This window comes from Gottfriedia sp. NPDC056225, assembly GCF_042267765.1.
Lineage (GTDB): Bacteria > Bacillota > Bacilli > Bacillales > Bacillaceae_G > Gottfriedia.
The window spans coordinates 396,364-421,809 of sequence record NZ_JBHJTJ010000001.1; the positions used below are offsets into that span (position 1 = coordinate 396,364).

The 25,446-nt window shown below is 34.9% G+C and carries 20 protein-coding genes and 1 riboswitch; of the genes, 2 read left to right on the forward strand and 18 right to left on the reverse strand.

Features of this window, described 5'->3' with window-relative positions:
* Positions 1-77 precede the first annotated feature (77 nt).
* Together ACFCYN_RS01865 and ACFCYN_RS01870 are read right to left on the reverse strand one after the other, a co-directional pair.
* Positions 78-872, reverse strand: coding sequence for a response regulator transcription factor (locus ACFCYN_RS01865; protein WP_172446525.1), 795 nt, complete (start codon positions 870-872; stop codon positions 78-80).
* Between the two features lie 2 nt (positions 873-874).
* Entirely contained in the window at positions 875-2,494 is a 1,620-nt protein-coding gene (locus tag ACFCYN_RS01870; protein ID WP_375947156.1) for a sensor histidine kinase, read from the reverse strand.
* Between the two features lie 420 nt (positions 2,495-2,914).
* Here ACFCYN_RS01870 and ACFCYN_RS01875 point away from each other — a divergent pair, with 420 nt between their 5' ends.
* On the forward strand, positions 2,915-3,826 hold the full coding sequence (locus ACFCYN_RS01875; RefSeq protein ID WP_375947157.1) for a Gfo/Idh/MocA family protein: 912 nt from the start codon (positions 2,915-2,917) through the stop codon (positions 3,824-3,826).
* A gap of 57 nt (positions 3,827-3,883) precedes the next feature.
* Here the strand turns inward: ACFCYN_RS01875 and ACFCYN_RS01880 are convergent, their stop codons facing one another.
* Positions 3,884-5,299 (reverse strand): PTS transporter subunit EIIC, encoded by a 1,416-nt coding sequence (locus ACFCYN_RS01880; protein ID WP_375947159.1) that lies wholly within the window; start codon positions 5,297-5,299, stop codon positions 3,884-3,886.
* Between the two features lie 20 nt (positions 5,300-5,319).
* A complete protein-coding gene (gene murQ / locus ACFCYN_RS01885) occupies positions 5,320-6,210 on the reverse strand; it encodes an N-acetylmuramic acid 6-phosphate etherase (protein WP_375947161.1) in 891 nt (296 codons plus the stop codon).
* A gap of 427 nt (positions 6,211-6,637) precedes the next feature.
* Here murQ and ACFCYN_RS01890 point away from each other — a divergent pair, with 427 nt between their 5' ends.
* Entirely contained in the window at positions 6,638-7,939 is a 1,302-nt protein-coding gene (locus ACFCYN_RS01890) for an O-antigen ligase family protein (protein WP_375947163.1), read from the forward strand.
* A gap of 124 nt (positions 7,940-8,063) precedes the next feature.
* Here ACFCYN_RS01890 and ACFCYN_RS01895 read toward each other — a convergent pair whose 3' ends face one another.
* From ACFCYN_RS01895 to ACFCYN_RS01960, 14 genes are all read right to left on the reverse strand, one after another.
* On the reverse strand, positions 8,064-9,359 hold the full coding sequence (locus ACFCYN_RS01895; protein WP_172446530.1) for a nucleobase:cation symporter-2 family protein: 1,296 nt from the start codon (positions 9,357-9,359) through the stop codon (positions 8,064-8,066).
* A 209-nt stretch (positions 9,360-9,568) separates the two neighbouring features.
* A riboswitch (purine riboswitch) is annotated at positions 9,569-9,672 on the reverse strand.
* Between the two features lie 208 nt (positions 9,673-9,880).
* Positions 9,881-10,684: an ABC transporter permease gene (locus ACFCYN_RS01900; RefSeq protein ID WP_172446531.1), complete on the reverse strand. Its 804-nt coding sequence runs from the start codon at positions 10,682-10,684 to the stop codon at positions 9,881-9,883.
* Positions 10,681-11,712, reverse strand: coding sequence for an ATP-binding cassette domain-containing protein (locus ACFCYN_RS01905; protein ID WP_172446532.1), 1,032 nt, complete (start codon positions 11,710-11,712; stop codon positions 10,681-10,683). The genes ACFCYN_RS01900 and ACFCYN_RS01905 overlap by 4 nt, the downstream gene beginning before the upstream one ends.
* Positions 11,713-12,060: 348 nt before the next feature.
* Positions 12,061-14,412, reverse strand: coding sequence for an RNA polymerase recycling motor HelD (gene helD, locus ACFCYN_RS01910; protein WP_375947166.1), 2,352 nt, complete (start codon positions 14,410-14,412; stop codon positions 12,061-12,063).
* A gap of 338 nt (positions 14,413-14,750) precedes the next feature.
* A complete protein-coding gene (nagA, locus tag ACFCYN_RS01915; protein ID WP_375947168.1) occupies positions 14,751-15,905 on the reverse strand; it encodes an N-acetylglucosamine-6-phosphate deacetylase in 1,155 nt (384 codons plus the stop codon).
* Positions 15,906-15,983: 78 nt separating this feature from the next.
* Entirely contained in the window at positions 15,984-16,916 is a 933-nt protein-coding gene (locus ACFCYN_RS01920; RefSeq protein WP_375947170.1) for an ROK family protein, read from the reverse strand.
* Positions 16,904-17,851, reverse strand: a complete 948-nt coding sequence (locus ACFCYN_RS01925; RefSeq protein WP_375947172.1) for a 1-phosphofructokinase family hexose kinase — start codon at positions 17,849-17,851, stop codon at positions 16,904-16,906. Before ACFCYN_RS01925 ends, ACFCYN_RS01920 begins: the two co-directional genes overlap by 13 nt.
* A 4-nt stretch (positions 17,852-17,855) precedes the next feature.
* Positions 17,856-18,707: a tagatose-bisphosphate aldolase subunit GatY gene (gene gatY, locus ACFCYN_RS01930; RefSeq protein WP_375947174.1), complete on the reverse strand. Its 852-nt coding sequence runs from the start codon at positions 18,705-18,707 to the stop codon at positions 17,856-17,858.
* Positions 18,704-19,915, reverse strand: coding sequence for an SIS domain-containing protein (locus ACFCYN_RS01935; protein WP_375947175.1), 1,212 nt, complete (start codon positions 19,913-19,915; stop codon positions 18,704-18,706). Before ACFCYN_RS01935 ends, gatY begins: the two co-directional genes overlap by 4 nt.
* A 67-nt stretch (positions 19,916-19,982) precedes the next feature.
* Positions 19,983-20,702, reverse strand: a complete 720-nt coding sequence (locus tag ACFCYN_RS01940) for a GntR family transcriptional regulator (RefSeq protein ID WP_375947177.1) — start codon at positions 20,700-20,702, stop codon at positions 19,983-19,985.
* Positions 20,703-20,803: 101 nt separating this feature from the next.
* Positions 20,804-22,069, reverse strand: coding sequence for a Gfo/Idh/MocA family protein (locus tag ACFCYN_RS01945; RefSeq protein WP_172447746.1), 1,266 nt, complete (start codon positions 22,067-22,069; stop codon positions 20,804-20,806).
* 27 nt (positions 22,070-22,096) lie between these two features.
* Complete coding sequence (locus ACFCYN_RS01950; protein ID WP_172447747.1) at positions 22,097-22,855, reverse strand: carbohydrate ABC transporter permease; 759 nt, start codon at positions 22,853-22,855, stop codon at positions 22,097-22,099.
* Between the two features lie 89 nt (positions 22,856-22,944).
* Positions 22,945-23,883, reverse strand: coding sequence for a carbohydrate ABC transporter permease (locus ACFCYN_RS01955; protein WP_375947221.1), 939 nt, complete (start codon positions 23,881-23,883; stop codon positions 22,945-22,947).
* Positions 23,884-23,967: 84 nt separating this feature from the next.
* Positions 23,968-25,218: an ABC transporter substrate-binding protein gene (locus tag ACFCYN_RS01960; protein ID WP_172446540.1), complete on the reverse strand. Its 1,251-nt coding sequence runs from the start codon at positions 25,216-25,218 to the stop codon at positions 23,968-23,970.
* Positions 25,219-25,446: the final 228 nt, after the last annotated feature.

A 25,446-nucleotide genomic window follows, 5' to 3' on the forward strand; every position in this document is an offset into this window, starting at 1 on the left:
TTTGAATTTTCCTTACAAATAAATTCTAGCATTAAAAAAAAATCGCGGTAAGGTAACCACGATTGGATAAAATTCCACTATTTTTGGATTAAATATTCATCAAGTTCAGAGACTTTTCTATATTTACTAGGCGTTATTCCCTCGTAATCCTTAAAGATTTTGATGAAATATTTAGCTGTCTGATAGCCCACTTCTAGGGCAATTTCTTCAATTTGTAAATCTGTCGTCAACAGACGATTTTTTGCAATTTGTAGTCGCTTTCGAGTCAAATACTCACTAAACGTCAGTCCAACTTGTTCTTTAAACAAGACACTAAAATAACTTGCGTTTAAATGTACTGCCTCTGCGACTTCTTTTAATGAAATCTGGTTGCTTATATTTTTATTAATAAATTTTTTTGCTTCCTTAATTGTATTAGACTGGCTACTCACTTGCTCTACTTTTAATAATTTTTTATCAGCGACTTTTTCTATATATTCAATGCGTTCAATGCTCGCTTCTTTTTCTAGCGCTTGTTCAATAGCCTCAATTAACTTTTGTTTACTTACCGGTTTTAGTAAATAGTTTACAACACCTAGGCGGATCGCCTCCTGGGCATATTCAAAATCCGGGTGACCTGAAATAATAATAGAAACAAATTTATACCCTTTATCCTTAAGACGTTTTAATAGATCTAACCCATTCATCTCAGGCATACAAATATCTGTGACTAGTAGATGAATTTTTGTCCTGCTCATTTGTTCAAATGTCTCTTGACCATTAGCCGCACTAAGAATTTCAAACCTTCCATTTGACCATTTCTCTAGTGTTTTTTTCAGACCTTGCCTAGTTGTTTGTTCATCATCGACAATTAGTATTGTTTTTGCATCCACTATTATTCCCCACCTTTGTCTGGAACTTCGAATAATACAGTTGTACCTTTGCCGATCTCGCTTTCTAAACGAAGACCGTTTAATTCATACCCCTCGTAATATAATTTAATTCGTTTATTAACATTAGTGAGCGCCATTCCCATGCCTTTAAAGGATGACACATTATTGTTTTTAATTGCTAAATTAAGGCTACTTAGTGTCTCTTTATCAATTCCTGGACCATTATCTTTCACTGTGACTAAAATATTAGCTGAATAATCTATCTTTTTAATTCCTACTAAAATAATCCCTTGATCTCGATTACTTTCTATTCCATGCATAATTGCATTTTCTACTAATGGCTGAATTAACAGCTTAGGAATTTTAATGTTTAATAGGTCAGGCTCAACTGAAATCCCCCATAATAAACGTTCTCCTAACCTCATTTTCATAATTTGCAAATAACGTTCAATTTGTTCTAGGGCAGCTTGAACCGTCACCCATTCGCTACTATTCTCATTTCCAATTGTATAGCGGAATAACCCTGACATTGCGATGACTATCTCCGCTAAATCATCCTCGCCTTTTTCATCCAAAGACCAGTAAAGCGCATTTAACGTATTATAAAGAAAATGTGGATCTATTTGAGCTTGTAAAGCTTTCAACTCAGTTTGGCTACGAAGTAATTCTTTTTCATAAACGACTTGAATTAAATGGTTCGTATTTTCGACCATTTGGTTATACGTCCTATTTAACTCAATAATTTCTAATGAAGCTGAGCTTTCCTTGTTAATTTTTAGCTCGTCCATCTTTGCATTTTTCATTGTATTTGTCAGCTTTTTGATCGGTCTGGTGATCATTGTCGCTAGAATAATTGAAGATACTACAAAGATAATAAATCCAATGGCTCCAGAGAAAAGAGTGGCTTTTCTTACTGGCGTTACCCGTTCATTTAAAAAGCTTGTAGGCTTTAAGATGACAAGTGTCCAGCCCGTTTTTGTAGATGGCTGTTTAACAATCATATATTGCTTTTTATTTACTTCTATCGTTTCATATCCGTCTAGTAAAAATTTTTGAATATTAATACCGTAATTGTCTGTTATTGGTGTTAAATCCCTATCAAGAAGCATCATATAATCCTTCTCTCCTGGAGCTAAATTACTTTCTTCAACTTGAAAATAACTATTTAATATCCTTACTACTAAATAGCCACCATTTGAAAACCATCGATCCATTAAGCTAACCCTTCTAATTGCATAAGAGTAATTACTATTTTTAGGATCTTTACCTACCCACACTAATCTTCCTTTTTCTGCTTCTGCTTCCTTTACCCACTTTTCATCAATCACACTAGAGATATCTTTTTCTCCAAAAGGAAAAATACGTTTCCCTTCTGAGGAATACAACTCAAAAGAGGAGATTCCATTTGAGTACGCTAAAAAGTTATTGATCACTCTAATTAATGACTGCCTTTTATCGAAATCAACGTTCTCCCCATTCTTCAAGCCGAGTAATATTTGTTGAACTGTCTCATTTGTCATTAATTGATTTGATAACGTATCAATTTGTTTATACAAGGTTTCCATTCTTCCATTTGCTTCAACAGCCGTTTCTTTGATTTGTTTCTTTGTTGTATCTTTCATCAAAGTTCCAACTTGGTTATACACCATAATTGATACAATGGATAAAACAATCATCATAACAATCAAAAAAACGGCCAATATTTGATTGCGTAAAGTATTTAGTTTTTTCAACCGTAGTCTAAAGTTGACGATTGTAATCACCTTTTCAGCAGTAAATTATTGTAAGGGCTTTCCTTAAAGTTATCATACTATATTTAGTATTAGTCTGAATATTAAAAACGTCTATAGGGTAAAAAACACGCGCAATGGGGAATAGGTGAAAAACTTCAGTAAATAAGTAGTTTTTAGAAAACTTTTCAAAAAAATTTAATATAGTACAATACTTAACAGATTTACTTATTTTTTAGTAAAATTACATACATCTATCTATTTTATGGACTATTATTTTTCAATTTATAAAATGCAATGAGGTGTTTTTATATGAGAATCGGCATAATCGGTTTAGGTGATATCGCTAAAAAAGCTTATTTACCCGTTCTTTCAGAGAAAGAAAATATAGAATTAGTGCTTTGTACGAGAAACCAAGAAACATTAGACAGTCTATCAAAAAAATATCGAATTACAGATACCACTAATTCAGTTGAAGAACTACTAAAGAAGAATATTGATGCGGCATTCGTTAGTACGGCCACTGATGCCCATTTCGAAGTAACTCAAAAATTATTATTAAATGGCATTAATGTCTATATTGATAAACCTATATCGGTAAATTTTCATGAAACAAAAGAAATTGTAAGGTTAGCTGAAGAAAGTGGAAAAATAGCTATGGTTGGATTTAATAGACGTTTTATCCCTAGGGTAAAAGAGCTCACTTTACATGGAAAAGCCAACTTAATTATCATGCAAAAAAATAGATTTAACTTTCCCGGCTATTCTAGGAGGTTTGTTGTAGAAGATTTTATTCATGTGGTAGATACGCTAAGATTTTTAATGCCCTCTAACATAATTGATTTAAAAGTAAACTTCTTAAAAAAAGAAGACTTACTTGAACATCTAGTCATCCAACTAATTGGTGAAGGATGCACGGCTATTGGAATAATGAACAGGAACAACGGTGTCACAGAAGAAATTATTGAATATATGACACCTGAAAGTAAATTTGTTGTAAGTGGTTTAGTCGAGACTACTCGTTATCATAATGGAGAAATTAGTTTGACTAAATTTGGTGATTGGGAGCCAACTCTATATAAGCGTGGTTTTTATCAAATAATAGATCACTTTCTCGACTGTATAAAACAAAATATTACACCGAATCCTTCAATAGACGATTCCGTGATCACTCATGAAATTTGCGAAAAGATCGTTCAGTATATCGATTCCAATGTAAACTAAATAAAAAACCCGAATAATAGACTTGGCGTCCAGTTATTCGGGTTATATTTATGTTATTTATTCTTGTTCAGCCATTGCGTCTTTTGGAGTTCCAAATAAATACGTAAGAACGAATCCTCCAGCATAACCTGCAAGTAATCCAATCACATATTTAAGCCACATTCCGTGTGCAATTAGTGGAACTAATGCTACACCTGAAGGACCAATTGCGATTGCCCCAACGTTACCAAACATTCCAATTACTGCACCACCAATACCGCCACCGATACAAGCAGTTATAAAAGGTCGACCAAGAGGTAAAGTAACACCATAAATTAATGGTTCACCAATACCTAAAATACCTACCGGAAGAGCACCTTTAATCATATTTGATAATGATTTATTCTTTTTGCAGCGTAACCATAGTGCTAAAGCTGCCCCAACTTGACCAGCACCTGCCATTGCAAGTATTGGTAATAATTCTGTAGCACCAGTTGTATTGATTAACTCGATATGAATTGGAGTTAAAACTTGATGTAAGCCTAACATTACTAATGGTAAGAATCCCATACCTAGTATAAATCCTGCAAAAATACCGCCTTTTGCAATAACCCAGTTAATTGCGCCAATTAAGTTGTCAGAAATAAATCCTGCAAATGGCATGATGAAGAAAATTGTAAGCAAACCTACTACCAGTAAAGCAATCATAGGTGTAATGATAATATCTAAAGAGTCTGGAACAATTTTGCGTAATTGTTTTTCTAAAACTGATAATAGATACACTGCTAGTAAAACACCAATAATACCACCTTGACCTGGAGCCAATGGATCACCATTAAAGATGTTTTTAATTGGTTGTTCTGGAACCATACCCGTTAAAAGTGTTACACCACCAATTACTCCCCCAAGGGATGGTGTAGCTCCAAATTCCTTCGCAGCATTAATACCAACGTAAATTACTAAATATGAAAAAATTGCATTTTTAATTACATTTAATACTGTTACATATTGTGACCAAGTTCCTGCATCTAAATTATGTGCAGTTATATTGTTTGATAAAATCGATGCAATACCTGCAATTAAACCTGCCCCAACGAACGCTGGGATTAATGGAATAAAGATATTACCGACTTTACGTAAGAAATTTTTAAATGGAGTGTTATTTTTCTTTTTTAAATCGGCCTTCATATCAGCGCCTTTATCTTTTAAAGCTTCTGATGAAGTAGCTTTAGTCGTTCCTGTTGAAGCGGTGTCTAAAAGACCAAACTGTTCAGCTACTTTTGTTACCGTACCAGGCCCTAAAATGATTTGATAAGTCTCATCATCAACAGTTCCTAGAACTCCGTTAATCTTTTTAACTTGTTCTTCATTGATCAAACTACGATCTGCAACATTGACACGAAGTCTTGTCATACAGTTCGTATACGAAACTACATTATCAGTACCACCAATAGCGTCTGCTATTTCAGAGGCCATTCTTTGATATTTATCCATCTTTTTATCCCCCAAAAGATTTATTTTTGTATCGCTTTTCGGACAAATCCTTCTGACTTTTTCAATTGCTCAATTGCTTGTTCATAAGTGAATCCAGTAAGAATCATTACAATAGCTACTTTCGGACTTTGATTTGACTTCGTTAAATATTCTTCGGCAATTTCATACGTACAAGAAGTTGCTTCCATTACGATTCGCTTTGAACGCTCAACCAGCTTCTCATTTGTAGATTGAACATCTACCATTAAATTACCGTATACCTTTCCAATACCAACCATTGATGCTGTCGATAACATGTTGCAAATTAACTTTTGAGAAGTACCTGCCTTTAATCTTGTTGAACCAGTTAATACTTCAGGTCCATTCACTACTTCAATTGCAGTTTCTGCTTCTTGACCAATCTTTGAATCTTTATTACAGCTAACTGCCACAGTAGCTGCGCCAATTTCTTTAGCGTATTTTAAACCACCGATCACGTAAGGCGTACGACCACTTGCTGCGATTCCTACGACTATATCATTTTTACTTAGCTTAATTTCCTTTAAATCTTCGATGGCAAGTTCTTCGCTATCCTCAGCACCTTCAACGGCTTTTATAAAAGCTTTTTCTCCACCTGCAATCAACCCAACTACCTCTTCGGGACTTGTTCCAAATGTAGGAGGACACTCTACTGCGTCTAATAATCCGATACGGCCACTAGTACCTGCACCAATATATATTAAACGACCACCGTTCTTGAAAGCCGTTACAATTTTTTCAACAGCTTTTGAGATATTCGGAATTTCTTTTCGAACAGCAGCGGCAACTTTTGCATCTTCTTCGTTCATTACTGTTAAAAATTCCTCTATAGACATTTCATCTAAATTCATTGTTTTTTCATTTCTTGATTCAGTTGTTAAATTCTCAAGCATGTGTATTTCACCTCAAGTAATTATTTTAAAGTAAATTTAATTTCATACTTATTATAACTATTTTTGAAATAAAATTTCAACACTAAATATTTATAAGGAAGAATTTTCTTATTTAATGTTCACGTTTTGTTAACATAGAATACATATTTATCAAAATTTATTCTGTTAAATTTTTTTAAAAAAATGCATAAATTTAATTGTTTTACATTTATTAGGCTGAACATAAAAGTTTAAATTCAATTTACATTTTCAAAACATAATTAATAAACTAATGTGGTATTTTAAACCTAAGTATTTTAAATATGATTGTAATTTTAACCACATCCGTTTATAAATACATTCACTTTGCAAATAAAAACAGGCCACTAAAAACGTCATCCTCCCAATGATTAAGGATATTTATGTCACTTAACAAAAGAGGTACACAATGAAAAAGTTTATACAGGTTTACAAAAGTTTTTCTATATTAGAGAAAAGCATACTTCTTTGTTTTCTCTTACCTCCATTAGGTATGTTGTTACTATTGGTTATTGGGCTACAAACACTATATACTCATTGGTTTATTAATAAGCGTTTCATTTATTCAATTAGTTCGTATTTTTTCTTATGCCTTCTTATTTCTACACTTGGTGCTGCTCTTTTAGATAGAAATGGTTTATATTTACTAGTCAGTATCCTAATTCTTGGCTACTGGGGCTTATATTGTAGGATTTTAGGATCGGAAAGAAGTCAATTATTTCAAAGGTTTCGTTTAATCATAATCTTCGGGGGCGTTTATAGTTGTGTAATAGGATGGATATCCAAATGGTTAGTATTTCCTAAGGCCATTGACTATTTATTAGGTACTGTATTGTTTTGGGATGCTAGACCAATACATTTTAACCGTCTGATTGGTTGTGCTTACAATCCAAATTTTAATGTGTATATTTTATTAATTGCTATTTCTTTTCTGTTCGGTAGCTTACTCGCTAGCATTCGAAAGAAACATTACAAATGTTTAGCTTGGCAGCTTCCAATTCAGCTCTTACTTAGTTACGGAGTTTTTCTAACTGGCTCTAGAGCTGGCTTTGCAACGATGATTTCAATTTATTTGCTATTTATCTTCAGACTAAATCGAGTACTTTTCTTTACATGCTCTTTCATTGGCCTTATCTTTTATAAATTTTTGATTTATATAATGCCAAGAGCAGATTCTGTTATCCAGGCAAGCCAAAAAAGAGTAGATATCTGGAAAAACTCATATAACATATGGGAAAACCACCCATTCTTTGGTGTGACGCCAATCGGTTTTGGTCAAGAATATTTCATGCAATATAATCAATACATACCACATGCCCATAATATATTACTTGGTATGTTTGCAGAATATGGAACATTAGGTGGGCTAGCTTTCCTAATACTTGCTAGTGTAAATATTGCAAAATGCATTCATTTATTCTTTTTTAAACTTAATAAGAAGAGTTTAGTGAACAGCTTTATACTTGGATTGCCCATTATCTTGTTTACGGGGATTTTTGATGAGCCGATATTCTCTCCACAAATTGGCTTTTTAACGGTTGTCTTCCTCGGATGCTGGGATCATTATTCAAAACGTATTCAATATAATATAGAAATTTCTTCACTCCATAGAAGTATTTACGGTAGCACGGCTAGAATCGTCGTCAGTTCTTACACAATATTTCATTATTTAAAATCAAAAATTATTAGTAATAAATATAATAATTTATAAGAAATAATGATGATTTAATTGAAATGAAAGTTCAAAAGACCCCAAACCTTGTTTCCGTTTGGGGTCTTAGTAGTGTAGGCATAGTCCACAAAATTTGATTTTCAGACTGTTCTTTATAGATGAATTATGATATTTTTTTCGTAGATTGCACTTCTACTACTACATCTCGCTTTGTTAAGAATAGATTTAAAATAATTGCCGTTAATGACCCGGTTACGATGCCGTTTTGCATTAACATTTTTAAGAAGTCCGGTAGTTGATCAAACATTTGAGGTAGCGTTGCCGAACCTAATCCAATTGCTATGCTACAAGCTGCGATTAGTAAGTTATCGCCTTTTCCTAAATCAACTTCTGAAAGAATTGATATTCCAGCAGCTGCTACAGAACCAAACATAACAATCATTGCTCCACCAAGAACGGCATTTGGAATAACTGTCGTTAATGCTGCTAGTTTAGGTAATAATCCTAAAATGACCATGATACTTCCCGCGGCGTAGATCACTTCGCGAGACTTAACTTTTGTAAGTGAGATTAGACCAACGTTTTGAGAAAAAGCCGTGTATGGAAATGCATTAAAAATTCCACCGAGCATAATCGCAAGTCCTTCTGAGCGTAAGCCATTTACGATCTGATCCTGTTTTACTTTTTGGTTAGTCGCTTTCCCAACTGCAAGATATACCCCAGTCGATTCCACCATACTAACAATGCACACAATAATCATTGTAATTATGGCTGTATAACTGATTTTTGGAGCTCCAAAATAAAATGGTTGAGCAATACTAAACCACGAAGCTTCCGATACGCTCGAAAAATGAACAATCCCCATTGCGTATCCTGCGATTGTTCCAACTACTAAACCAACAAGTACTGAAATCGTGCGTAAAAATCCTTTAGCCCATCGATTTATGACTAAAATGACTACAAGTGTAAGAAGTGCTAATAATAAATTGTGTTCTTGGCCAAAGTCTGCACTCCCTTGACCGCCCGCTGCATTATTCATAGCTACTGGTATAAGAGAAAGTCCAATAATCGTTACAACTGATCCTGTTACAATCGTAGGGAAAAACTTTAAAAGCTTTCCGTAAAAAGGCGCAGCTACTATAACAAATATCCCAGAAATAATAATTGCCCCATAAGCTGTTGGTAAATTTGAAGTAGATGCAATAGCTATAATTGGTCCTACCGCAGTAAAGGTACAACCTAAAACAACCGGTAATTTGCTACCAAAGTATTTTGTCCCCATACTTTGTAGGATTGTTGCGATTCCGCAAGTAAATAAATCGGCTGCGATCAGATAAGCAATCTGAGCAGGGCTCAGTTTAAGTGCTCCACCAATAATAAGCGGTACAACGACTGCACCTGCGTACATGGCCATTACGTGCTGAAAACCTAATGTAAATGCTTTTTGTTTACTTAACAATCTGATTCTCTCCCTTTTCCTTGCTAAACCTATTTATATTTATTGGCGTACAACTCTTACTCTTTTATAAAACAAAAAAAGACAGGCTCCACTTGAGTCTGTTTCTCTCAAGTGAAACCTGTCCTTCTGGGTTTTTATCCCTAATGGTGTAGCACTAATGTGCCCACATCGCTCGGACCAGCCATATGTCATAGACAAGTATGCGGAACCCTAGATGTGCTTTCACTCATAGTCGGTCGATTATAGTGGTCGTCCGGTAGAAACTTATGGGCCATATCCCCATGATTATATGAGTTATTTATCTATTTGTACCTAAATTATGTTACACAAGCTTTTCAATATTTTCAAGTAGAAATGATAAAGAAAACTCGTTGTTTAACAAACCTTAGTCAGATACGCAATTACACCTATACCTAAATTTGGAATCTAAGTCAATTTTTCTTCAGAACTACCAATTTTTACTTTCTCACTATACAAAAAGAGGTGTTCCACTTGGAAACACCTAATTGGAACACCTTCTCTTATGTTCTGCGCATATATGCTTTTACAGTTAATGGTGCAAATATTGCTACGATTACAGCAGCACCAATTAATGAAATGATTAAATCTGAACCTGCAGTTCCAGTGTTCGTAAGATTTCTTACTGCAGTTATTAGATGAGAAACTGGGTTTATTTTTACAAACCACTGAAGCCAATTTGGCATTGTATCTACTGGTACAAAAGCATTTGAAAGGAATGTTAATGGGAATAGTGCAAGCATTGATATCCCTTGTACACTTGAAGCCGTACGTGCAATTACTCCAAAAAAGGCAAAAATCCAGCTAATTGCCCAAGAGCATACAATGACAAGAAGTCCGGCTAATGCTACGTAACCTAATCCGCCTTCTGGACGATATCCCATAATATATCCCATACTAAAAGTAAGTACAGTAGCAATCGTATAACGAATAGTATCTGCTAATAGTGCTCCTGCTAGTGGGGCAATACGTGCTATTGGAAGTGACTTAAATCGGTCGAATACGCCTTTGTCCATATCTTCCCGCAATTGTACACCCGTAACGATTGATGTAGTAATTACAGTCTGCACTAAGATCCCTGGTATGATTACTGGCAAGTAGCTCTTAACATCTCCTGAGATTGCTCCGCCAAATATATAAGTAAACATCAGTGTGAAAATAATTGGTTGTAGTGTAACATCAAACAATTGTTCAGGTGTCCGCTTAATCTTTAGAACTCCACGATAGGCCATTGTAAACGAGTTTTTTACAGTTTGCTTGAAACTCGTTCTATTTTTTAGCTCACGATACGCAGTTGAAGTACTCATGCTTTAACTCCCTCCATTTCTTTTGATTTATCAAACTCCTTTGAACCATCATTTTCTAAACCATTTCCAGTAATAGTAAGGAATACTTCATCAAGCGTAGGCTTTTGTACGCTCATTTCTACTAATTGGATACCGGCATCACGTAAAGCAATTAGTAGATCAGTTACTAGGTCAGCGTCCGCCATAGGAGCCGTAATCTTTCCTTCTTCTGGTTTTACATTTGACTTTACTTTTAGAACTCGCTCTACAGTTAGACGAGCTTCTTGAATATCCCTAACGTCTTGGATTTTTAATTGTAATGAAGAAGTTCCAACTGAAGCTTTCAATTCATCAACGGTACCTTCTGCTACTACATGACCACGGTCAATAACAGCAACTCGATCTGCTAGTTCATCCGCCTCTTGAAGGTACTGTGTAGTAAGTAACACCGTTGAACCGCTTTTCACTAAACGACGAATTGTGTCCCACATTTGATTACGTGTACGAGGATCCAATCCAGTTGTGGGTTCATCTAAGAAGATAAGTGGTGGCTGAGCAATTAAACTTGCCGCCAAGTCTAGTCTACGGCGCATCCCACCTGAGAAATTTTTCAGTGGACGTTTTGCAGCTTCCGTTAAATCAAACTCCTCTAATAAATCAGCTGCTTTCTTACGTGCCTCCGCTCTTCCTAAGCCAAGTAATCTTGAGAAAATAATAAGATTCTCCGTTGCACTTAAAGACTCATCAACTGATGCATACTGACCAGTAACTCCGATTAATTGACGTACAATTTGAGCCTCTTTTAATACATCATATCCAAATATTTGTGCAGTACCTGCGTCCTGTCGAAGTAACGTAGCTAACATTCTAATCGTTGTTGTTTTCCCTGCTCCATTTGGTCCTAATACACCATAAATACTACCTGCACGAACATTTAAATCTACTCCGTCGACTGCACGATTTTCACCAAATGTTTTAACTAATCCGCGTGCTTCTACTGCCAAATCTCCATTATTTGGGGTAATTATTTTTTTGTTTATAAATTCCAATGTAGTTCCTCCTTCTCAAATTCTTACTTTACGATTTTTTGATTGTTTTTGACTGATTACAAAATGAATATATCGATAAATTGTGAATTAAGTATGAACTATAATGTAAAAGTTTCTTTAAGAGTGTTTTTGAATTTTAATAAAGAAGTCCTAAAAATAGAGTCAATTTAAAATCGATTCAATTAAAAGTAAAAGTGGTAGAAAATTTTAGTTGCGGGTCTTTAGATGGGCCGCAAATGTGTGTAGGACAATTGAAAATAAGGACGAGAGTTAGAGGTATAACTGTTCAATTAAAAAAGGAGCGCCCATCCGTCAAATAGCATGACTGATGGGGTAGCTCTATTTTAGTTAATCATGCACAATCGTTTGATTTAGTAGTAAATCGGAAGAAACCCCACTTAAAAAAGTGGTCGCCTCACCTAAGCTATATAAATGTAATTGATGCATTGCTCTTGTACATGCAGTGTAGAATAATCTTCTCAGACGCTCATCTCCATATACTTGAGCCGATGCATCATAAATAATAACGGCATCGAATTCAATTCCTTTTGCCAAATATGCAGGAATAATAACTACACCTTGTTCATATTCAACTGAGTTTCTCTTCACAAGCTTAATTCCTTCTATTTCTTTTAACGCTTCATATGCATCTATGCTTTCTTCAGTCGATTTACATATAACTGCGATTGTATTAAAGTCACTGTTTTTTAATTCCTCAATTTTAGAAGCAATTTGGCTGTGCAGATCATCTCGATTTGATAGCTGTGTTAATACTGGCTTTTCTCCAGAACGTTCAAATGCATTAATTAGATTTCCTCCTGGTATGAGTTTTCGAGTAAACTCTACAATCGGTTCAGTTGATCTATAACTACGAGTCAGATTTATGACATTCGTTTCATCCGGCCCGTATAAATCTTTCAGAACATTAAAATCTCCCATTTCGCTGGCATGTGCAAAAATAGCTTGATTGAAGTCACCGAGTACTGTCATTTTTGCTGCTGGAAACAAGCGCTTCAAAAACTCGAATTGAAACGGAGAATAATCTTGTGCTTCATCTACAAGCACAAATTTAATTGAAACATTCGATTGAAAACCTTGAATCAATTCTTTCAAAAGTAAATACGGTGTAGCATCTTCATAAAACAATTTGCCTTCATCTAACATCTTTAATGTTAACTGACAAATATCTTCCCACTCTTTTGGCGTATTCCCTTTAATCCATTGCTCAATTTGAGCCGGGTCAGAAAATAACTGTTTATAAACGCCCTTTATGTCAATGAAACGTAATGCTTTAACCCACTCACGAAGTGGCTTTAGCTTTTTACGTACAATCATTTTACTTAAGATCCTAGTTTCTTGTTCATAATCATCAAATGAGTCCTCTGTGGAGCCACGCTTTTTCTGTAAAAATTTATATGCTTTTTGATAATCATCTTTACTAAGCAATTCAATTTCATCTTGTACCCATGTTTTTTTCAATTCAGCTTTTTCTGTATCATTTATTATTTTGTTCAACCACTCAGTTAATTTCTCAAGTCTGTTGTTAAATTTAAAAGACGTATCGGTGCTATAAAATCTTTCAGAAATTTGCTTAGCCGTAACGACTGATTTTCCTCTGAATTTAAATCCTCGAAAAACCATTCCAGACGATTCTAAAGATTGTCTATACGCTTTAATAGTCTCGAAAAAATGAGTTGAAGCTTTGAATCGGATACTCGCAGTTCTTGTCTTATAAGAAGGATCATCCATAGCTGTTAAAACGTATTCTAATTGTTCGTAATTATCCTCAACTTGGAAAGCATCGCTGAGCCTATGCACTAAGTATTCTTGGAATGTGACTTGTTGCATATTTTCTTCGCCTAGTTCAGGCAAAACTCTTGATACATAATTATTAAACATTGCATTAGGTGAAAATAAAATTATTTGATCAGCCTTTATCCAATTTCTATACTTATAAAGTAAATAAGCAATCCTCTGTAAAGCTGCAGATGTCTTTCCACTGCCCGCTGCACCTTGAACAATTAGCAATCGACCTTTGTCATAACGTATAATCTGATTTTGCTCTTTTTGAATACTGGCTACTATACTTCTCATATGCTTGTTTGTTCCTTTGCCAAGCACATGCTGCAAAATTTCGTCCCCTATTGTAAGGCTAGTATCAAACATTGATTCAATGACACCATTACGAATAATGTACTGCCATTTTTGGTCTAATACGCCACTTATTTTACCACCTGGTGTATCATATTCAGCCGGACCTGGTGGGTAATCATAATAAACACTCGAAACTGGTGCTCTCCAATCGTAAATTAAAATATTTTCTCCAGTATCATCCATTAAGGTTGAAACGCCGACATAAACTTTTTCCGTTTCAGGAACACCATCTTCTTTGAAATCAATTCGACCGAAGTACGGTACGTCTTTCATTCGGCGTAGAGCAGATAAGCGATTGGAAGCTTGCTTATGGTTTATTTGACCAATTGCTAAGTATTGCGCCTGTTGTCTTAAACTAATAATTGTCTCTAGATAGTCATCAAAACTATCTGTATTAATTTTAACTTCATCCCAAAAGTTTTTACGAACGTTAATTACTTCGTTTTTACGTTGAGTTGTTTCGTCTGTTACACTGCTGATTCGATCAGTGATAATTTCTAATACATCATTTACTCTTTCTTGTTCTTTTTGAAGTTCGGTATTCATATCATACACTCCTTTTAAAAGATAAAAATGGGGGTTGACTTAAGAGGATTTGTATAGTAAAATTAAGATAGGGAAAATATGACCTGTATCTTAAAATTAATTATATATACTGTATTAATCTACCACGTTTTTTTACTTTAAGCAATAGTCCTCATTTAAAATCATCATTATTTCGTCTCAATTAATCAGTTACATTGCCCATATTCACTAAAAAGACCCTCTAAAAATGACAATATGTCCACTTAAAGTAAGGTCAATTAATCTTTTATATTAACTTCTTCAATACATCCTTTAATTTGCTACTTCTGTAAAACTTTATTCAAACCCACTTTTACTTTTCATTCTTGTTCATCATTTTCATAGACAAAATTTCCGTTTACAATCGTCGCTATAACATTGAATTTGCGATCAATTAAAACAATATTTGCTTTTTTTCCTGGCTCTATGCTTCCAACCTCAGTGTCAATTTTAAGTAATTTTGCTTGGTTTAGACTTACCATTGGCAAAAGATCTTCTAAAGGTAACTCTAGTACCTTTTTAATATTTCTTAAACATTCCATTAAATTAGTTGTACTACCTGCTAAAGAACCGGTTTCCACCGTTCTGGCAATTTTATTTTCCACTATAACTTCTAATGAGCCAAGCGTATAATCCCCATCTGGTAAATCTGCAGCTGCCATTGAATCGCTTATTAAAATGATCCGATCTTTCCCTTTTGTTTTGTATAGGAGTTTGATTGCTCCAGGATGGACATGCTGTAAGTCAGCTATACATTCACAATAGCAATGATCATTTGTTAAAACGGCACCTAGACATCCCGGATCACGGTGATTAAATCCCCTCATACCGTTAAACGTATGAACTGAGATCATTGCTCCATTTTCGATAGCGTTGTTTGTTGTATCGTAATCGGCATTTGTATGCCCCATCGATACATGAATATCATTTTCCGTTAAATATTTAACAGCTTCCTGGGCATGTTCCTTTTCTGGAGCAATTGTAATGACTTTAATTGTACGTTTTGAAATTTTTATTAACTCAGTTAACTCATCCATATTTAGCTCACGCATATACTTTACAGGATGCGCACCGCGGTGTTCGCTTGTAATATACGGACCCTCAACATAAGAGCCAATTATTTCTGCACCGCCTGTATGACCTATTACTTCACTTACATTCACGATTGCTTTTTTAATTTTTTCAAAATCATCTGTCAGTGTAGTCGGTAAAAAGCCTGTAACGCCATGGCGTGCAAGCGACAAAGATATTTCTTGCAAAGCATGGACACTACAATCCATCGTGTCATTTCCTGAAAGTCCGTGAATATGTAGATCAATCATGCCAGGAATAGCCTCAAAGCTTGAAAAATCTAAAATCTCACAAGAAGGTCTATTCTGTGTAACTTTACTAATTTTTCCATTTTCAATTACTATATATCCATTATCAAATGCTTTCTCAGGTGTATAAATTTTTCCAGCCTTGATTGCCTTCACTTAGCTCCCCCCATGTCATTACGTTAAGTAAGAACAAAAGGCAACACTATGCAGAATGTTGCCTGTCAACTCGATCTATTATACCTTTAAGTAGTTTAATTTTTTTAAAGTCATATAACATGCTCCATACAATCCTGCATCGTTTCCAAGAATTGAAGCATACGCGATGGTATCTTGATTATAAATCGACATAATTTCTTTTTTAATCTCAGAGTTAATGTCTTGTATAAACTTGTCTCCTTGCTCAACAATTCCTCCACCGATTATAATGGCTTCCGGGTTTAGAAGATGGACAATATTTGATAAACCCACACTAATGTGGCATATAAATTTTTGATAAACGGTTGATGCAACCGAGTCCCCTTCCTCAACTAAAGCTAGTATTTCTTCTCCTGAGATATTCTCTACAGTTATGCCTTCTTTCTTTTTTTCCTCAATAAAGTCATTTACGAAGGCTGATGTAGCGGCGTATCGTTCAAAACAGCCTCTACGACCACACCCGCAAGAACGGCCACCGCTAACGATTACAGTATGACCTAATTCTCCAGCTAAATGATGTGTACCACTCAAGATCTTCCCATCTACAATAATCGTACTTCCAATTCCAGTTCCTAACGTTAAAAACACTACATTCTGTTTCCCTTGAATGGCACCCTTCCACATTTCTCCTAAGCAAGCACTCTTTACATCATTCTCGACACTAACCGGTAAATTAAATAAATCGGAAAGTATTTCTGCTAGCTTCATTCCTGTGTAGCCAGGTATATTATTAGAGAATAAAATTTCACCAGTTTCATGATTAACGAGTCCGCATGAGGAGATTCCAATTCCTACAATTGAAAAGTCATTTTGGAGACTTTTTATTTTCTCGGCTAAAAGATCAGGAAGCAGCCTTTTTATATTACTTATAGGAGTCGGTACTTTATCTTTGAAAGCTAATTGACCATTACGATTTATTAATCCATATTTGATGAATGTACCTCCAATATCAAAGCAAACTACATATTCCATTCCTTCCCCCCTACTAATTCCTCCACCTTAATTTGATTAAAGAAATGCTGAACTTGTGATAATTCAATAGAACCGGTCCGCTCTGACGCAGCATTTGACATTCCGCAGGCACATGACCACTTGAAAACATCTTCAATGAGATAACCTTTAGAATGTGCAAATGTAAAACCAGCAAGCATGCTATCACCCGATCCAACTTGATGAACATTTGTCAAAGTGGGAATAATAGCTTTTAGTATTTTGTTTTCGCTTATTAAAAGGGCACCTTCTTTTCCTAGAGAAAGTAAGACGAATTTAGTACCCTTTCGGCAAATTTCTAAACTGTGATTAATCATATCCTCTAGCGAAACGTCATTTAACCCTATTAACTTGCATAACTCTTCTTTATTTGGCTTTATTAAAAATGGTTTCCCTTTAATGCCGTTTGCTAATGACTCTCCACTTGAATCTAATAGAAAGTATTTGCCTTTTTGATTTGTTTTTTCTATTAGTTCCCTATAGAAATTAGAATCAATTCCAGTTGGTAAACTACCAGAAGCTACAATATATTGATTCGAACCCAAAATAATATCGAAATTTTTCAAAAATTCTTCTCTTTCATTCTCCAATATTTCAGGTCCTTGTTCAAGAATTTCTGTATGCCCTTCTTTTGATTCGATTGCTAGACAAAATCTTGTCTCACCTTTTATCTTTACAAATTGATTTTCTAAACTCCAAATTGAAAGCTGTTCGGCGATCCACTCACCACTTTTCCCACCCAAAAATCCGGTACAAGTAACTGTAGCCTCGAGCTGACACAAGACGCGTGAAACATTTAGTCCTTTTCCGCCGGCAGTTTTATCTACGGATTGAACACGGTTTACTTCATCCAAATGAAAGGCAGGAAGATTATATCGAATATCAATTGCTGGATTTATTGTTATCGTAGCAATCATTTTTCTATCCTCGATTCATGCTACCGCACATTTTAATCTTATCAGCTACTACCATTTTCATTTCTTGCACAGCATATTTAAAATAATATCTAGGATCATTAGCATCTGGTTGTTCATTCAAATATTGACGCAATCCTTTCACAAACGCCATCTTTAATTCAGTAGCGATATTAACTTTGCAAATTCCATTTTTTATCGTTGTTTGTACTAATTCATCAGATAAACCTGATGCTCCGTGAAGAACTAAAGGGATATCGACTTCTCTTTGAATTGCGCCTAGACGTTCAATATCTAATTTAGGTTCACCTTTATATAGACCGTGTGCAGTACCGATAGCAACAGCTAATGAATCTATGCCTGTTCTAAAAACAAACTCCTTAGCCTGTGCTGGATTCGTATAGATTTGATCCTTTTCATCTATTTCTAAGTCATCTTCTATCCCGCTAAGACGCCCAAGCTCTGCCTCCACTGCGACTCCAAACGATGAAGCATATTCTACTACCTCACGTACGATTCGAATATTTTCCTCAAAGTCATGGTGCGATGCATCAATCATAACTGAAGGAATTCCACTTTCTATTAAAACTTTTATATCTTCCACTTTTTCATGATGGTCTAAATGAAAACAAATTGGAATATCGTAGCTTTTTTTAGCAGCTTCCATCATGTTAATAAAAAATTCCTGTCCCATATAACTAACCGTACTAGGAGTCACTGCAATCATAACCGGTGACCTTAGCTCTTGTGCTGTTTCTAAAACGGTTTTCATCGTTTCCATGTTATGAATATTGAATGCTGGTACAGCATAGCCTTTAGACTGGGCATCTGAGAGAATCGCACTTCTTGAAGTTATCATGAAAAATCTCCTCCATTTTTTAGTTCATTAGCATAGGCATGAATTTTTACACCTTTAACAACTCTGTTTACTACTCCTAATGGAGATGGATTATCTGGTGAAAAACCGAGATTAATAGATTTGTACATAGCAAAAGTTTGCGCATATAAAATAAATGGGAAGGTAAGAAGAATATCTTCATTAATTTTTGGAAGTCCTACATTATAGAAAATGTCACTATAGGATTCGGCTACATAATCCGATGATGATGAAATTGCTATGACTTTTCCACGATTCGTTTCCTTATAGATTTCTTCTAAAATGTCTACGTCATATTGCCTTGTATATGGGTTGCTAGATAGAAAGATAATAACGACTGTATCCTTATCCAAAATTGACTTAGGTCCATGTCTAAAACCTAATGAAGTATCAAAGGTAATCGGGATTGACCCTCCAGTTAACTCTAATAATTTTAAAGATGCTTCTCTCGCTAATCCTTCAAATACTCCCGATCCTAAATAGACAACTTTTTGAAAGGATGAATTAGCTAGTTGTTTAATACTTTCTTCGCTATCACTAATAATTGAATGACCTGTGCGAATCAATTCATCAAGCGTATTCTCCCATGTATGAATCTGTTCGATATTGAAGAGAAGGATCGATGAAAGGAGCATAGTCGTAAAGCTACTCGTCATCGCGAACCCTTGATCATTCGCTTCCTCTGGCATATAAATGACTAAGTGATTTGTATCATTTTTCTTCTTTTGGGCTAATAGGCCATCTTGATTACAAGTAAAAATAATGCCATAAAAATCGTCAATAACTTGTTCACCTAAGTTGATAGCAGCTAAACTTTCTGGGCTATTTCCTGAACGTGCAAAGGAAATCATAATTGTTGGAAGGCTCTTATCTAAATAAGAATAGGGATTGGAAACAATATTTGTTGTAGCAATACTTTCAACTATTATTTTTTTGCTGTTAACAATTTGTTTTAAATAAGGAAGAACGGTGTCACCGACAAATGCGGATGTTCCCGCACCGGTTAAAATAATGCGTAATTGATCGTGTTTATTTTCAATGCTCTTTAAAAATGAAAAAATTTTATCTCTATTAAATAAAATGAGTTCTTTTGTTTCATTCCACAATCTAGGTTGCTGGGCAATTTCTTTTGCTGTGTTACTTGCACCAACATTCATTCTTTCATGTTCACTTGCCTTTAAAAGTTCCATCCTTTTTCCTCCTACCATACTGTTAATGTCATCATTACCAGTAGAGTTAAAATAGATACTCAAGTATCTATTTTAACTCTACCGTGTAAGTGAATTTATCTCCTCTAGCAATCGAAATCGTATACTCAATTACTTTGTTTTGATCATAAGTAATTCGCTTTAGCTTTAGGCATGGTGCACCCTCAATCATCTTCAACATATCGGATTCTACTTTATTTGCACTTACTGCCATAAAGCTTTCTAAAGCACTAGAAATGTTCACATTGTACTGAGTTCGAAAGATTTCATACATTGGCGTATGTTGCAATTCTTCACTTGAAAGATTTTTAAAATCCTGTACTGGTACATAAGAGGTTTCATATAACATTGGTTCCTCGTCTGCAAGCCTTAACCGAACAATCTTAAATACTTCTTCTTCGACCGGTATATTCATGACCTTTGCAACTTTACTACTACAGTTGACTTTTTCAAAAGAAACGACAGCTGTAGTAGGGGTCTTCCCTGCTTTTTTCATTTCCTCTGTAAAACTATAAAATTTTACAAGACTTTGGTTATACGTCCTTTGCGAAACAAATGTCCCCTTGCCATGTAGTTTATAAATATAACCTTGTTTTTCAAGCTCCTGCATTGTCTGTCTTACAGTTGTACGGCTAACTTGATACGTATCACATAATTCTCGTTCAGATGGTAGCTGATCATTTTCTGCCAGCTCACCTGATTCGATTTTTTCTAATAAAATATCCATTAATTGATAATAAAGAGGAAGTCGTGAATCTTTTTCAACCATGATTAGCTCCTTTAGGTGGTATCTTTGTCATAACCAGTTAAATATACATATATTATACATAATATTGAAAAAGTTACCACATTATGTCGCAATAGATTTTTCTACAAAGCTTCCTCTTTTGTCATTTTTATATTTTGCATATATTCTTTTAAAGAAATCATTGTTCCAGAAACTCTCGACTCCTCTGCTGCATAAGCAATCATATGACTTTTAGCTGATACGATAGCAGAAGTTAAGCTTCCATGATCCTTGTTCTTTACGCATTGTATGAAATCCTCCATGATACTTGTATCAGCCCCCATATGACCACCATCAACTGTCGAAGGTCTGATTAATTCTTTTTTACCTGAAAAATAGTTAATTTCGATTTCATTTTTAGTATCATTTCCAATAATTTCGCCTTTTGTTCCCATAAGTTTAAAGTTACGGAAGGTTTCATTTGTAAAAGCAGTCATTGTGAATGCAACTGTTACATCATTTTCAAATAATAAATTAACTACTTGATGGTCTACAACATCATTATCACAATGATATACACAGCGTCCGTATGGACCGTCTTGGATGGCTTTTAATCTACTTTCAAGACTAGTATTTGCCGATATAACGTTTGCTGGCCAAACATCTCGATCATGTAAATACCATTTTGCCGCAGAGTACGCGCATTCTTTTTCAACCTTACACCCATCCAAACAGCGGTATGATGAACCTTCTGGAGCATTTTCCTTTTTAAAGTAAGTTAAACTTCCGTATGAAGAAACACTCTTACACTCTGTTCCAATTAACCATGCAAGCATATCCATATCATGACAGCTTTTTTGTAAAAGCATCGAGCTTGATTCAGCTGAATTTCTCCAATTACCACGTACAAAACTGTGGGCTTGGTGGAAGTATCCAACATTCTCATTCCATTGGATCGAAACGATGTCTCCAATCGCCTTTCGCTCAACTACTTCCTTTAATGCTTGATAAAATGGTGCATATCTCATAACATGGCAAACTGTTAATAATGTATTATGTTTTTTTGCTGCTTCAGCTATTTCCAATGTCTCAATTGGCTTTGGTGACATTGGTTTTTCTAACAAAATACTATAACCTTTTTCAATTGCTTGCATGACTGGCTTGTAATGGTCACGGTCTGGACTACAAATTAAAAGAGCTTCACATAATTGTTCTTTTTCTAACAGTTCAGTCCAATCCTCAAATCTCATGTTCTCAGGTATATTATGTGCCTCTGCAAATTTTTCTCTTTTTTCTTTATTAGGTTCAGCTACAGCAATAAATTGAACTTCATGTGGATACTGTAGGGCATATGACCCATACGCATAAAATCCTCTACTTCCTGCACCTATTAATGCTGCTTTCATAATCAGTTTCCTCCAACCCTCTTAAAGTTTTTATTTACTTCCTGTAATTGCAATTCCTTCAATAAACTGTTTTTGCAAAATCATAAATAAAATAAGCATTGGTAAAATTGCTAAAAATGATCCTGCCATTAAAACTGGATAATTCGTTAAGTATTGACCTTGTAAAGAAGATAAACCGACTGATAATGTCATTGTATCTGGAGAGCTATTAACAATCATAGGCCACATTAATTCATTCCAGCTCCACAATGTTGTAAAAATACCTAAAGCAACTAAACCTGGCTTAGCTAAAGGAAGCATAATTCTCCAATAAATTTGAAAATGATTACAACCGTCTAGTCTAGCCGCTTCTTCCAATTCCTTAGGTAAGCCCATAAAAAATTGACGTAGTAAAAACGTACCAAAAGCGCTAAATAAACCTGGAACTACTACTGCTTGTAATGTATTTAGCCATCCTAATTTAACCATGATCATATATTGTGGTAATAAAAACACCTGTCCTGGTACCATTAAAACCGATAAAGCGATTAAGAAAAGAAAATTTCTCCCTGGAAATTCAATTCTTGCAAAAGCGTAGGCTGCTAAAGAACATAAAAGTAATTGTCCACCAGTACGAATGACAGTGATAATTAGTGTGTTAAACATGAATTTAAAAAATGGTAGTAAATCAAATACATCTTTATAATTCACCCATTGAAAGTTCTTTGGAATGAAAACAGGTGGTACATGAATCGACTCAGCATAAGTTTTTAATGAAGTGAGGATCATCCATATGAAAGGGAAGACCATCGCCAATGAGCCGATAATTAGAATTAAATGGATTAGAATTGTTTTACTAGAAACAAGTTGTCTCGTTTTTTCCAATGGTTACTCCTCCTTCAATCATAATGAACCCATTTCTTTTGTAAAATCATTTGAATCGCTGTAATGATTAAAATAATAATTAATAATAAAACTGCGATTGCGGCTGCATAGCCTTTATCATTTAACACGAATGCATGCTGGTAAAATAAGTACACAATTGATTGAGTACTTTCCAAAGCTGTACTGCTTTTTCCAATCATCATAAAAATTAAATCAAACACTTGGAATGCCCCAATAAAGGACATGATTGTTACGAAGAATATAACTGGGGAAAGTAACGGCAGTGTTATTTTAAAGAAGACCCTGATTGGTCCAGCACCATCAATCTCCGCTGCTTCGTAATATGTTTTTGGAATTCCTTGGAGTCCAGAAAGAAAAATAACCATGTTATAGCCAAGTCCGCTCCAAATTGCTACAACAATTATAGAATATAATGCAATCTTTGGATCACTGACCCAGTGCGGACCTTTAATTCCAAAGATGGATAAGAGATAATTTAAAAGTCCAAAGTCGGAATTATATAGCCATCTCCAAACCATAGCGATTGCTGCTGGCATCGTAATAACGGGTAAAAAATACAATGTGCGATAAACAGATTTTCCTTTAATTTTTTGGTTCAAGAGAACGGCTATTAGAATCGATAAGAAAATACCGATTGGAACTGTAAATAGAATATAGATTCCCGTATTCTTAAAGGACTGCAACAGGTTAGAATCATGTAGCATTTGTTTATAATTAGCTAATCCAGTCCACTCATATTGTCCAAAAGCTCCCCATTCAGTAAAACTAAAGTAAATCGTTTGAATGATTGGCCATAGGTAGAAAATTGCTAAACCAATCATTGTAGGAGCGATCATTAAATACGCCCAAAAATAGTCTGAACGTTTCTTTGTCTTTGTTAAGTTTGGTGCCCTTAACTTACTTTTTGATTTCATTTCAACTTGTAGAGGCATTTCCTTCACTGTATTCACTCCTTTTAAGGAAATAAAGAGAAGAAGTAAGTTTCGTATGACTAGAGCTTCTTCTCTTCATTTTTTCTAGTTCTTAGATAGAGCCTCGTCCGCTTTCTTTGTTAACTCTTTTGCAGCGTCTTCAACACTCTCTTCATTACTCCAAGCCTTTTTCAAGATATCTGTTTCATACTGCCAGATTTCTCCTGTGTTTTTTACACTTGGTAATGGAACTGAATAGTCCACCCCATCAATAAAAGCTTGAAGATTCAATGTCGGTACAGCCTTTAACCAAGCATCTTGCGTACCATTATAAGCAGGAATTACTGTGCCTGTTTTTGCGTATACTTCCGCCGCTTCTTTAGAACCTAAGAATTGAACAAATTTCCAAGCAGCATCCTTATGCTTCGTGTTTGCTGCGATCACGTTAGCTAAACCATGTATAGAAACAGCGCGCTGTTTTCCTTTAGGTACAACTGCTACATTTAGGTCAGGATTTTTCTTATATTCGGGTACCATCCATGGACCATCAAACATCATTGCAATCTTTCCAGAAGAGAATAACTCCGAAGGTGCTGTTTCTGTCATTTGAGCTTGAGTTGGAGATAAGCCATCTTTAATGAAACTAATATTATATTTAAGTGCTTCAATTGCTTCAGGTTGATCAAATCCGACAGACTTGCCATCATCAGAAGTAATATGTCCACCATTTTGCCAAATGAAGTCATAGTATCCACCTTGGTTACCCATCAAGGCAGCAAATCCATAAATTCCTTTATCTTTATTCGTAAGTTTCTTGGCAACCTCTTTTAATTTATTCCAGTCCCAAGTATCGTCTGGATATGGAACGCCCGCTTCATCAAAAATCTTTTTGTTATACCATAATCCCGTTGTATCAAAATCCTTTGGGATACCATATAAACTACCATCGACAGTGTAAAGATTGATTAGTGACTTAGGATAATTATCCAGGCTGTAGTTATCTTTTGAAGCTAAGTCGCTAAGAGGGACAATTACTTTACCTTCCGCATATTGAACCACATGTGGTCCATTCATCCATAAAACATCAGGTAATGCTCCGCCAGTTGCTGCTGTTTCTAGCTTTTGAAAGTATTGTGCATATGGTGTAAGTTCAGTTTTTACTTTAATATCGGGATTTTTCTCTTGAAATAATTTTATAATTTCATTAATTGCAGGTACTTGTTTTTTATCCCAAAAACCATAAGTAATTTCAACTTTTCCATCTTTCGCATCACCAGATGTACTATCACTGCCACATCCAGCTAAACCTAGTAGTCCTAAAGCTAAAGTTAAAAGCATAATAAGCCATTTTTTCATCCCGTTCCCCTTCTCTCTCTTAAAAATTTAGTAGCCTTTTAAACTAAAAATTTCTTTCAAAAGACGTCCCTTGGAATTCAAGTGTTGTCATGATGTTATTACCAGTTATTATGTAAAGGCTTACAAATATATTGTTTGCCCCTCATATAAAAATTCTAACACCCCCTGTTATCCTTCAAAACAACTTATTAGTAATGATGTCATTACCAGTTGTATGTAGTATATCAC

Bases quoted from the DNA above. Each gene is read 5' to 3' on its own strand.
- ACFCYN_RS01950 (WP_172447747.1), bottom strand. From the start codon at position 22,855: ATGGTCTTCCCTTTCATATGGATGATCCTCACTTCATTAAAAACTTAT.
- ACFCYN_RS01880 (WP_375947159.1), bottom strand. From the start codon at position 5,299: ATGGATAAATATCAAAGAATGGCCTCTGAAATAGCAGACGCTATTGGT.
- ACFCYN_RS01870 (WP_375947156.1), bottom strand. From the start codon at position 2,494: ATGAAAGATACAACAAAGAAACAAATCAAAGAAACGGCTGTTGAAGCA.
- ACFCYN_RS01875 (WP_375947157.1), top strand. From the start codon at position 2,915: ATGAGAATCGGCATAATCGGTTTAGGTGATATCGCTAAAAAAGCTTAT.
- ACFCYN_RS01890 (WP_375947163.1), top strand. From the start codon at position 6,638: ATGAAAAAGTTTATACAGGTTTACAAAAGTTTTTCTATATTAGAGAAA.
- ACFCYN_RS01940 (WP_375947177.1), bottom strand. From the start codon at position 20,702: ATGGTTGAAAAAGATTCACGACTTCCTCTTTATTATCAATTAATGGAT.
- ACFCYN_RS01925 (WP_375947172.1), bottom strand. From the start codon at position 17,851: ATGATTGCTACGATAACAATAAATCCAGCAATTGATATTCGATATAAT.
- ACFCYN_RS01955 (WP_375947221.1), bottom strand. From the start codon at position 23,883: ATGCCTCTACAAGTTGAAATGAAATCAAAAAGTAAGTTAAGGGCACCA.
- ACFCYN_RS01960 (WP_172446540.1), bottom strand. From the start codon at position 25,218: ATGAAAAAATGGCTTATTATGCTTTTAACTTTAGCTTTAGGACTACTA.
- ACFCYN_RS01900 (WP_172446531.1), bottom strand. From the start codon at position 10,684: ATGAGTACTTCAACTGCGTATCGTGAGCTAAAAAATAGAACGAGTTTC.
- gatY (WP_375947174.1), bottom strand. From the start codon at position 18,707: ATGATAACTTCAAGAAGTGCGATTCTCTCAGATGCCCAGTCTAAAGGC.
- ACFCYN_RS01935 (WP_375947175.1), bottom strand. From the start codon at position 19,915: ATGGAACTTTTAAAGGCAAGTGAACATGAAAGAATGAATGTTGGTGCA.
- ACFCYN_RS01920 (WP_375947170.1), bottom strand. From the start codon at position 16,916: ATGGAATATGTAGTTTGCTTTGATATTGGAGGTACATTCATCAAATAT.
- murQ (WP_375947161.1), bottom strand. From the start codon at position 6,210: ATGCTTGAGAATTTAACAACTGAATCAAGAAATGAAAAAACAATGAAT.
- helD (WP_375947166.1), bottom strand. From the start codon at position 14,412: ATGAATACCGAACTTCAAAAAGAACAAGAAAGAGTAAATGATGTATTA.